Source organism: Pedobacter nyackensis (assembly GCF_032678475.1).
Classification (GTDB): domain Bacteria; phylum Bacteroidota; class Bacteroidia; order Sphingobacteriales; family Sphingobacteriaceae; genus Pedobacter; species Pedobacter nyackensis_A.
In genome coordinates, this window is the sequence record NZ_JAVTSF010000005.1 from 453042 (window position 1) to 464519 (window position 11478).

Here is an 11478-nt window from a genome sequence, read left to right on the forward strand (position 1 = left end):
AAAGAACAGAATGATGAAGATGATAAACAAAAGAACGAATACGCTACGGGCAGCAATTTTTTGCCTGATGGTACTGGGTACCGGGCCGACTACATACGCGCAGCAATATGAGGTAGGCAAAAATGCCCACTCTCATAATGATTACATGCAAAGTCAGCCTTTTTATGCCGCACATGGCAATCACTTTGCTTCTATGGAAATTGATGTTTTTCTGGAGGGGAATGAATTATATGTAGCGCATTATAAAAAAGACATCGATACTAAACATACAATTGAAAGCTTATACATCGAACCTCTTTTGAGACAAATAAAGCTAAACGGCAATAATAAAGCTTATAAAGATGGGGGTAAACTACAGTTTATGATTGACCTGAAAACTGCTGGCGAACCTACTTTGAGATGTCTTGAGGCTAAACTAAAACCCATCCGTCATTATTTCGATGTAAAGAACAATCCGGATGCTGTAAAGCTGGTGATTAGCGGAGCAGCACCTGCTCCAGATCGGTATAAAGATTTTGATGAGATCTTTTTCTTTGATGGAAGACGTAATACCCCTTATACAGCTGAGCAGTTAAAACGGGTGGCCTTTTTTAGTGCCGGATTCCAGGAATTCAGCAAATGGAACGGCTTGGGCAGAATGGTCACCCCCGATTCATTAAAAACAAAAAACTTTGTAGACTCGGTACATCGTGTAGGCAAACCGGTACGTTTCTGGGGGAACCCGGATACAAAAACCTGCTGGCAGACTTTTATTAAAATGGGGGTTGATTATTTGAATACAGATTTGCCGGCAGAAATGGCTAAGTTTCTGAATAATTATCCGAGCAACAACTATACCGCTAGCAGTAAACACAGCATTTACCAGCCGACTTATAAGACTGATAATGGGAAAACAAAACCTAAAAATGTGATTTTGTTAATCAGTGATGGATCCGGGCTTTCCTCTTTCTGGGCGGCTGCAACTGCTAACGGCGGATATCTGAATGCAACGAACATCAAACACGTAGGTTTTTCAAATACTTCCGCGGCGAATGATTACACTACTGACTCTGCCGCTGGTGGTAGTGCGATGTCCATAGGCGAAAAAACCAATAACCGTTACATCGGAATGGATGCCAATGGAAAGGAAGTACCGAATTTACCGGAACGACTGGCTAAAATAGGCATACGTTCGGGAATTGTGAGTAATGACCGCGTAACGGGTGCTACACCTTCAACGTTTTTTGCACACAGAACTGAGCGTGATCAAAGTGACAGTATTGCAGCAGATTTGAGCCGCAGTCCTGCCGCTCTGGTTATTGCCGGTTATCATGATGCTTTTGGCGCCAACAACGATGCAATATTAAACCGCGTTAAAGCTGGCGGTTTTGAAGTCTACAAAGGCGTTGCAAACCTACCTAAAGCTGATAAAAACAAGAAAGTACTTTGCTTTGACGGCGATCGTCCGGAAGAGAATTTCAGGATGATCGAACATGCTTTTGACGAAAGTGTAAAGTTTTTATCAGCCGACAATAAAAAAGGATTTTTCCTGATGGTCGAGGGTGCGAAAATTGATCATGGTGGACATAGTAATAAGCTGAATATTACGATTGATGAGTATCTGAGCTTTGACAGAGTGATTGGTAAAGCCTTACAATTCGCCGATAAAAATGGCGAAACGCTGGTTATCGTCACTTCAGATCACGAAACTGGTGGCTTGATCGTATTGGATGGTAATTATAAAACGGGAACCGTTGTGAGTACCTACACCACTACTGACCATACTGGTTTACCTGTTCCTTTGCTAAGTTATGGCCCTGGAGCAGATAAGTTTACCGGCTTTCTGCAAAATTTCGAAATTCCGAATAAGGTTTTTGAATTGTTGAAATAGAGATTACGGTATCAACTGATTTAAAACCGCTGTTTCCCTTGTGGAGGCAGCGGTTTTTCAATAAAGCTAACCCCAGATTGCCTTCTTTAATGATAACCATCTTTAGGAAAAATAAATAATTCCGTATGTTTACGGCTGCAAATTAAAATACATAAATTGATGAAGGTTGCGTTAATAACGGGTGTTACAGGACAAGATGGTGCATATTTAGCAGAATTTCTGCTTAAAAAGGGATACTTTGTACACGGTTTAAAAAGAAGGGCTTCCTCATTCAATACAGACAGGATTGATCACTTATACCAGGATCAGCATGAACAAGGTGTACATTTTAAACTGCATTACGGTGACCTTACCGATTCCACCAATTTGATTCGGATCATCCAGGAAACTCAGCCGGATGAGATTTATAACCTTGCGGCCATGAGCCACGTGCATGTAAGCTTTGAGATGCCTGAGTATACGGCCAATGCTGATGGTGTTGGAACTTTAAGGTTATTAGAAGCCATCCGCATTTTGGGGATGGAGAAAAAAACTAAAATTTACCAGGCTTCAACGTCTGAATTATATGGATTGGTACAAGCCGTTCCACAAAGTGAAACCACTCCTTTTTATCCCCGTTCTCCTTATGCCGTAGCAAAAATGTATGGTTACTGGATTACAGTAAACTATAGAGAAGCCTATAAAATGTATGCCTGCAACGGAATTTTATTTAACCATGAAAGTCCGCTTAGAGGGGAAACATTTGTCACCCGTAAAATTACACGTGCAGCTTGTAAAATAGCATTAGGATTACAAAACTGCCTGTATTTGGGTAACCTTTCTGCACAGAGAGACTGGGGACACGCCAAAGATTATATTGAAGCAATGTGGTTAATCCTTCAGCAGGAAGAACCTGAAGATTATGTTATTGCTACAGGCATTACTACCACGGTAAGAGATTTCGTAAAAATGAGTTTCGCGGAACTAGGTATTGAAGTTGAATTTAGCGGCAAAGATCAGCACGAGCGTGGTGTAATCATTGATGTAGACCAGGAAATGGTTGCGAAGCTCGGCTTAAATGATACCTATCTGAAACCAGGTACCATAGTGGTACAGGTGGATGAAAAATACTACCGTCCGACGGAAGTGGATCTTTTACTGGGCGACCCTACAAAAGCCAATACCAAACTGGGCTGGAAACCTAAGTATAATTTGCCTTTACTGGTACAGGATATGATGCAGTCAGACCTGCACCTGATGAAGAAAGATGAGTACCTGAAACAAGGTGGCTTTAAAACCCTGAACTATTTCGAATAGTCAACAGAGGCCTGTTTTCCCGTTTTCTTTACCCATTATTTTAATCCGGCATCGGCTCAATTCCCCTTTTGTAAAAGGTTTAGTGAAGGATTAGGTTTTACACTTCAATCTTTCATTCTAAAACCTTAACTTTGCGTCCTTAATTTTTGGAGATACTTGATTGATGTATAGGGAATTTAAACAACTAGAACTAGCTAAAATAGGTAAAGACATTCTTGAATTTTGGAAAGCGGAAAACATCTTTGAAAAAAGCATTTCAAGCAGACCGAAATCAAACCCCTTTACCTTCTATGAAGGACCGCCCTCGGCAAACGGAATGCCTGGTATTCACCACGTAATGGCAAGGGCTATTAAAGATATTTTTTGCAGATACAAAACCCTTAAAGGTTACCAGGTAAAGCGTAAAGCCGGCTGGGATACCCATGGTTTACCTGTTGAACTGGGGACAGAAAAAGAACTTGGAATTACCAAAGAAGACATTGGTAAAACCATCTCCATTGAAGCATATAACGAAGCCTGCAAAAGAACCGTAATGCGCTATACTGATGTATGGAATGATTTGACCGAAAAAATGGGTTATTGGGTTGACATGAGTGACCCTTATGTAACTTACAAATCAAAATACATGGAATCGGTTTGGTGGTTACTGAAACAGATTTACGATAAAGGCCTCCTATACAAAGGCTATACCATACAACCTTACTCGCCAAAAGCCGGTACTGGATTAAGTTCGCACGAGGTAAACCAACCTGGTGCTTACCGTGATGTGACGGATACCACCATTGTTGCACAGTTTAAAGCATTAGCGGAAACCCTGCCTGCTTTTTTACAGGGATTTGGCGATATACATTTGATGGCCTGGACCACAACGCCATGGACTTTACCATCCAATACCGCTTTAACTGTTGGTCCGAAAATAGACTATGTACTGGTAAAAACCTTTAACCAATACACCTTCCTCCCGGTAAACGTAATTTTAGCTAAGAACCTGGTTGGAAAACAATTTAACAAAGCCTATTTTGAAAGTACTTCTGAAGAAGATTTCAGCAATTTCGCCGCCGGTGATAAAAAAATCCCTTACCAGGTAATTGCCGAATGTAAAGGAAATGATTTAGTTGGGATTAAATACGAACAGCTACTTCCTTATGTCCTTCCTTACCAGAATCCTGAAAACGCATTCCGTGTAATTGCCGGTGATTTTGTGACTACTGAAGACGGAACCGGTATTGTACATACAGCGCCAACTTTTGGTGCCGATGATGCTAAGGTAGCCAAAGAGGCTATACCAGAAGTGCCACCAATGCTGGTATTGGACGAAAATGGCATTCCGGTACCCCTGGTAGATTTACAGGGTAAATTTACATCACACCTGGGCGACCTTGCCGGAAAATATGTAAAAAATGAATATTACAACGAAGGCGAAGCACCAGAGAAGTCGGTAGATGTAGAAATTGCCATCCGGTTGAAGGAAGAGAACAAAGCTTTTAAAGTAGAAAAGTATGTCCACAGTTACCCACACAGCTGGAGAACTGATGAGCCTCTTTTATATTACCCGTTGGATTCCTGGTTTATCAAGGTTACTGATGTAAAAGACAGGATGTTTGACCTGAATGAAACCATCAACTGGAAACCAAAATCAACAGGTGAAGGCCGTTTTGGAAACTGGCTTAAAAATGCCAACGACTGGAACCTTTCTCGCTCCAGGTATTGGGGAATTCCACTGCCGATCTGGAGAACGGAAGACAAAAAAGAAGAAGTACTGATCGGTTCTGTAGAAGAACTGTACAACGCTATAGAAAAATCAATTGAAGCAGGCTTCCAGAAAGAAAATCCATTTAAAGGATTTGAAATTGGAAATATGTCGGAAGAAAACTACGACCTGATCGACTTACATAAAAATGTAGTAGATGAGATTGTATTGGTTTCTCCATCAGGAAAACCAATGAAGCGTGAAAGTGACCTGATCGACGTATGGTTTGATTCGGGAGCAATGCCTTACGCGCAATGGCACTATCCTTTCGAGAACAAAGATAAAGTGGATGGTGGTACAGACTTCCCTGCCGACTTTATCGCAGAAGGTGTTGACCAGACCCGTGGATGGTTCTATACTTTACATGCAATAGGAACCCTGGTGTTTGACAAGGTTGCTTATAAAAATGTGGTTTCTAATGGTCTGGTACTCGATAAAAACGGTCAAAAGATGTCTAAGCGCTTAGGCAATGCTATTGATCCATTTATCACATTAAACGAATTTGGCCCTGATGCGACACGCTGGTACATGATTTCGAATGCAAACCCTTGGGATAACCTGAAGTTTGATATAGAAGGAATTGCTGAAATCCGCCGCAAATTTTTTGGAACACTGTATAACACTTATGCGTTCTTTGCACTATACGCAAACATTGACAAGTTCAAGATCAATACTTTTGACATGACACCGGTTGCGGAACGTAGTGAACTGGACCGCTGGATCCTTTCTTTATTACAGACCCTGATTGCTGAAGTAGACGAGGCATACAATGCATATGAGCCTACCAAAGCAACAAGAGCTATACAAACTTTTGTAGATGAGCACCTGAGTAACTGGTACATTCGTTTATCACGCCGCCGCTTCTGGAAAGGTGAGATGACAAAAGATAAAAAAGCAGCATACGAGACGTTATATACTTGTCTGATGAGTGTAGCAAGAATCATGTCGCCTGTAGCCCCTTTCTTCTCTGACTGGTTGTTTAAAAACCTAACAGATAAAGATGAGTCTAATAACTTTGAATCGATACACCTGACCATCTGGGACGACGCCATCGATCCAAAACTAATCGACACTGAGCTTAACGAAAGAATGCACCTTGCACAGGACATCTCTTCGATGGTTTTATCACTCCGTAAGAAGACAGGCATTAATGTTCGTCAGCCTTTAGCTAAAATTTTAATTCCTGTACTGGATAATAAATTTGCAGAAAGAGTTGAGCTGGTAAAAGAACTGATCTTATCGGAGACCAATGTAAAGGCTATAGAATACATTACTGATACTGCGGGCTTTATCAAGAAAAAAATCAAGCCAAATTTCAAAACCTTAGGACCAAAAGTAGGCAAAGACATGAAAATGGTAGCCGAACTGGTAAGCAATATGGGACAGGATGAACTGGCAAATTTTGAAAACACAGGCAAATTCGCAGTTAGCGGCACGGATTATGTGATTGAGTTGAGCGATGTTGAAATCATTGCGGAAGATATTCCGGGATGGCAGGTGACTAATTTGGGAAGCTTAACTGTAGCGCTCGATGTATCCATTACAGATGCACTTAAACAGGAAGGCCTCTCACGTGAGCTGATCAACAGAATTCAGAACTTAAGGAAAGAATTGAATTTTGAAGTAACAGACAGGATTATGGTAACTTTACAGAACCATAATCTTATAACTGAAGCGGTAGCACAAAATAAAACATACATTTGCTCGGAAATCCTAGCAGATAACATTAACTTAACCGAAACTTTAGATAACGGAAACCAAATAGTAATCGATGATGTTGAATTACAAATTTTGATTTCACAACAGTAATTTTATTATGGAAAAAGAAAAAACAAGGTATTCTGACGTTGAATTACAGGAATTTAAAGACCTAATCCTGGAAAAACTGAGAATGGCAAGACAAGAATTTCTTGATTTGACCAACTCATTGAGCAGCCCTAACTCGAACGGAACGGAAGATACTTCTGGTACTTATAAAACATTGGAAGATGGTTCGGCGACATTAGAGAAAGAGCAACTGAATCAACTGGCAGCCCGTCAGAAAAAATTCATTGAGAGTTTAGAAGCAGCATTGGTGCGTATTGAAAACAAAACTTATGGTATTTGCAGGGAAACCGGTAAACTGATCCAGAAAGAGCGTCTACGTGCAGTTCCTCATGCTACTTTAAGTATGGAAGCTAAACTGAAGCAGTCGTAATGAAAGGCTATACAAAACCTTTATTAATTATTTTCTTTGTCTTAGTAGCTGATCAGCTGTTAAAAACATGGATTAAAACCAATATGTACCTGGGGCAGGAATTCAAAATTATCGGCAACTGGTTCATTATCCATTTTACTGAAAACAACGGTATGGCCTTTGGTCTGGAGTTTGGCGGTGAATTTGGCAAACTGGCTTTATCTTTATTCAGAATTATCGCTGTTGCCGGAATTGGTTATGGTTTGCATTATCTGATCCAAAGAAAATATCACAGAGGACTGATATTGAACGTGGCCCTGATTTTTTCAGGTGCTTTGGGAAATATCATTGACTCGGTTCTGTATGGTAAAATATATGGGTATGCCGGCTTGTTTCACGGTCGTGTAGTAGATATGTTCTACTTCCCGATCATTCAAGGTGTTTTCCCTAGCTGGGTACCAATTTGGGGTGGTGAAGATTTTATCTTCTTCAGACCTGTATTTAATATAGCAGATGCGGCGATTTCTGTTGGGGTAATATTGATCCTGATCTTCCAGAAAACTTATTTCAAAGAAGAGAATGAGGAAAAAATAGGCCTTAATAATGAGATGGTTGAAGATTAATTATTTATTTTTTTAAGTATCTGTATGGAATCGGCACGAAAGTTACATCTATACTTCAAATACAAATGAAAAATATCATAATATGAAAAAATTATTAAGCCTTGCCATTGTTGCATTATTTAGCGTAAGCGCGATGGCTCAACAAGTAGATTTACGTAAGAAGATCAATGTTAGCGGATCTGCTGAAGCAGAAGTTACTCCTGATATCATTTATATCAGCATTTCTTTAAAAGAATACCTTAAAGATGGTAACAGCAAGAAAAAAGTAGACATTACCACCCTGGAAAATGAACTGTTTAATGCAGTGCAAAAAGCTGGTCTGGATAAAGAAAACTTAACGATCAATAACCTTTCGAGCTATACTGCTGCTGCTGAGAAAAAGAAAAACCCTGATTACTTAGCCAGCAAACAATATCGTTTGAAAGTATCAGACCTGAATAAATGGAATTCCATTATCGGTGGTGTAGATCCAAAAGGAGTTGCTTATACCAGCATTGAGAGCTATGATTATTCGAAAATTGAAAGTTTAAAAAAAGAGCTTAAAATTAAAGCCCTGTTAGCTGCAAAGGAAAAAGCGACTTACCTGGTAACCGCACTTGGCGATAAACTGGGCAGCGCAATCGACATCCAGGAAATCAACAATGAATCTTACGGCAGACCAATGTATGCAAACGTAATGATGAAATCAGAAAGTGCAGATATGGCTGGTGCCCCTCCTGTTGAGCTTGATTTTAAAAAGATAAAACTAAACTACCAGATGAATGTAGTGTTTGAAATCAAAGGATTCTAATTCTGAATTTAAGCGCACAGATTTTAAAAATCTGACCTGTAGAGTATACAGTTTTATTAAAGAATACCACAAAAAACCTATCAATTAGCTTTGGTAGGTTTTTTGTTATTTACAGCTTACCATCTTATTTGGCTCCTGGTAATAGCGTAAACTAAAAACAAAAAATTATGAAGAAGTTAATTTACTCACTAATCTTAATCTTTACACTTGGAATAAGCGCAAATACAGTTAGTGCTGCAGAACGCAATAAGAATAAAACAGAAATGACTGCAGAGCAGAAAGCTCAGTTTGAAAGATTAACCAACCGTGTTGAAGAGATTAGAAAAATGGATAAATCAGATTTATCCAGAGCGGAGAAAAAAGAACTGCGCAAAGAGCTTAAAGAATTAAAATCACAGGCGAATGCAATGAAGGGTGGTGTTTACCTTTCAGTGGGTGCCATTATCATCATCATCTTATTGCTGATCCTGATCCTATAGTATTGTTATCCTACCTATAAATAGCATTATTAACTAATCCTTAACATCTACCTGTTAAAACAAGCAAGAGGGTACCATTCCGGTATCCTCTTTTGTTTTATACGCCACATAACCCCATAAATTCAACGAAAAACAAGGTTAATATTTTTTTCACAAAAAACATACAATTAACAACAAGTTTAGTATTTTTATGCGATTTTTTTAAAAATGATTAAAAAAGCTATGAATCAGCTGATCATGCCTTTAAGAATTTCACCTAAATTAACTCTAATCCCTTTGTATGAAAAAAGTACTACTCATTTTGCTTTTCTTTTTCGCAGCGCTCTCCGTCAGGTCTAAGTTCTCCGACATTTCTCACTTTTTTCCAGTCTGGAGTCACTTTTCAGCGCCAGTCCCTACAATTATTATCACCCAGCCTGCAAACAGCACAACTTGTATAGGGACAAATGCAACTTTTACTGTTGTAGCACTTAATGCCACAGGCTACCAGTGGCAGGTAAACCAGGGTTCCGGCTACCTCAACATCGCCAATGGAGGCAGATACAGTGGAGCTAATACGGCTACTTTAAACATAACCGGGGCAACTGCCAATATGAGTACTTACACTTATCGTTGTCTGGTGATGGGAGATATTCCTGCTGCATCTACTCCGGCAACACTTACCGTAAGGCAAGCTCCGGTAATCACACAAAATCCTATGCCCAACACAATCTGTGAAGGAGAGAATGTGTTGTTCTACATAGCTGCTACCAATGCAACGGCCTATCGGTGGCAGGTGAACACAGGTAGTGGTTTTACCGACCTTAGTGATGGACCAGGAGCAACAGGTGGAACGTATGTAAATACTCATACCGCAGTTCTATACATTACCGGTGCGACAGTAGCGATGTCTGATTACTATTATCGTTGCGTGGTTACAGGAGCCTGTACTCCCGGAGCAACCTCGGCTGCCGCAGCCTTTACCGTTCTCGCTAACGAAACCTACTATGAGGATTATGATGGTGATGGTTATGGTAATGCAGCGGTTACAAATATCTCCTGCACAGCACCAATTGGTTTTGTGAGTAACAACCAAGATTGTGATGACAATAATCCGAGTTTACATCCCGGAGCGACAGAGATCTGCGGTGATGGGATTGACAATAACTGTAATGGACAGATAGATGAAGGTTGTTCTGCAGGCATTACCAATGTAACTTCATCCAACGCTAACAGCACGTATAAAATAGATGATATTATTGATATACAGCTTATTTTTTCCGCTGCGGTTAATGTAACAGGCAGTCCTTCATTAATGCTTAACAATGGTGGAACCGCGACTTACGCCAGCGGAGATGGTACTTCAACCCTTACTTTTAGTTATACTGTTGTTTCCGGACAAAACAGTTCTAATCTGGATTATAGCTCCTCAAATGCGCTTAGTTTTAACGGCGGAAGTATTTCGAATGTTTCAGGAGGTAGTCCCGCTATCCTTACATTACCTGCGCCCGGTTCGGCGGGGTCGCTAGGCGCAAATAAAACCTTCATTATTGATGCAACCCGACCTACTGCCGGTATAGTTGTAGCCAATACCAGTTTATCATTTGGCCAAACCTCGTTAATAACGATTACTTTTAGTGAGGCAGTTATTGGCTTTACCGATTCTGATCTCATGGTTCAAAACGGCGCAATTTCCATGTTAAACTCTTCAGATGGAGGTCGTACCTGGACAGCACGACTCACTCCATCTCCTTCGGTTACGGATCCAAGCAACCTGATCACCTTAAACAATTCCGATGTTACAGATGAGAATGGCAATGCAGGAATAGGCACTGCCACTTCTAATAACTACGCCATTGACAATATACGGCCGACTGCCGGTATAGCTGTAACCAATACTAATTTAACTTTTGGAACAACATCGACAGTAACGATTACTTTTAATGAAGCAGTTACAGGATTTACTACTGATGATCTTACTGTTGAAAATGGCGTGGTTTCCGATCTAAGCTCTTCAGATGGAGGCACTACATGGACCGCTCTCTTAACCCCAAATAACTCTATTACAGATGCTACCAATGTTATCACCCTGGACAATACAGGTGTTACTGACCTTGCAGATAATACAGGAACCGGCGTTACCAATTCTAACAATTACGAGGTTAACACTAACCGGCCTACAGCTACCATAGTTGTGGCTGATAATGCTTTAAGTATTGGCGAAACACCAACAGTAACCATTACTTTCAGCGAAGCCGTTACAGGATTTACCAATGACGACCTTACTATTGCCAATGGTACGCTAAGTGCCGTTAATTCTACAGATGGAGGCATCACCTGGAAAGCTACACTTACACCTGCAGCTGAAATTACATATCTAGCCAATGTGATCACTTTGGATAATACAGGAGTAACGGCTGTTTTATCCGGCAATGCGGGAACAGGTGTTACCAATTCCAACAATTACACTATTGATACTAACCGGCCTACAGCTACCATAGTTGTGGCTGATGCG

Annotated in this window: 8 protein-coding genes; all 8 read left to right on the top strand. The window is 40.4% G+C overall.

All coding sequences use genetic code 11. The features are described from left to right. Positions 1–10: 10 nt before the first annotated feature. Positions 11–1870, top strand: coding sequence for an alkaline phosphatase (locus R2Q84_RS18225; RefSeq protein WP_316818016.1), 1860 nt, complete (start codon positions 11–13; stop codon positions 1868–1870). A gap of 159 nt (positions 1871–2029) precedes the next feature. After that, complete coding sequence (gmd, locus tag R2Q84_RS18230) at positions 2030–3166, top strand: GDP-mannose 4,6-dehydratase (protein WP_316818017.1); 1137 nt, start codon at positions 2030–2032, stop codon at positions 3164–3166. Positions 3167–3329: 163 nt separating this feature from the next. After that, entirely contained in the window at positions 3330–6725 is a 3396-nt protein-coding gene (gene ileS / locus R2Q84_RS18235) for an isoleucine--tRNA ligase (protein WP_316818018.1), read from the top strand. 7 nt (positions 6726–6732) lie between these two features. After that, a complete protein-coding gene (locus tag R2Q84_RS18240; RefSeq protein WP_316818019.1) occupies positions 6733–7113 on the top strand; it encodes a TraR/DksA family transcriptional regulator in 381 nt (126 codons plus the stop codon). Further along, positions 7113–7715 carry a lipoprotein signal peptidase gene (locus R2Q84_RS18245; RefSeq protein ID WP_316818020.1) on the top strand — a complete coding sequence of 201 codons (603 nt, stop codon included), beginning with the start codon at positions 7113–7115 and terminating at the stop codon, positions 7713–7715. Before R2Q84_RS18240 ends, R2Q84_RS18245 begins: the two co-directional genes overlap by 1 nt. Before the next feature lie 82 nt (positions 7716–7797). Next, positions 7798–8505 (top strand): SIMPL domain-containing protein, encoded by a 708-nt coding sequence (locus R2Q84_RS18250; RefSeq protein WP_316818021.1) that lies wholly within the window; start codon positions 7798–7800, stop codon positions 8503–8505. A gap of 167 nt (positions 8506–8672) precedes the next feature. Next, complete coding sequence (locus R2Q84_RS18255) at positions 8673–8984, top strand: hypothetical protein (RefSeq protein WP_316818022.1); 312 nt, start codon at positions 8673–8675, stop codon at positions 8982–8984. Between the two features lie 280 nt (positions 8985–9264). Continuing rightward, positions 9265–11478 (top strand): Ig-like domain-containing protein (locus tag R2Q84_RS18260; protein ID WP_316818023.1); only part of this gene is annotated, 2214 nt, incomplete at its 3' end.

What these genes read in the sequence shown, in the direction of transcription:
- R2Q84_RS18225 (WP_316818016.1), top strand. Translation starts at nt 11, where the DNA reads ATGATGAAGATGATAAACAAAAGAACGAATACGCTACGGGCAGCAATT.
- gmd (WP_316818017.1), top strand. Translation starts at nt 2,030, where the DNA reads ATGAAGGTTGCGTTAATAACGGGTGTTACAGGACAAGATGGTGCATAT.
- ileS (WP_316818018.1), top strand. Translation starts at nt 3,330, where the DNA reads ATGTATAGGGAATTTAAACAACTAGAACTAGCTAAAATAGGTAAAGAC.
- R2Q84_RS18240 (WP_316818019.1), top strand. Translation starts at nt 6,733, where the DNA reads ATGGAAAAAGAAAAAACAAGGTATTCTGACGTTGAATTACAGGAATTT.
- R2Q84_RS18245 (WP_316818020.1), top strand. Translation starts at nt 7,113, where the DNA reads ATGAAAGGCTATACAAAACCTTTATTAATTATTTTCTTTGTCTTAGTA.
- R2Q84_RS18250 (WP_316818021.1), top strand. Translation starts at nt 7,798, where the DNA reads ATGAAAAAATTATTAAGCCTTGCCATTGTTGCATTATTTAGCGTAAGC.
- R2Q84_RS18255 (WP_316818022.1), top strand. Translation starts at nt 8,673, where the DNA reads ATGAAGAAGTTAATTTACTCACTAATCTTAATCTTTACACTTGGAATA.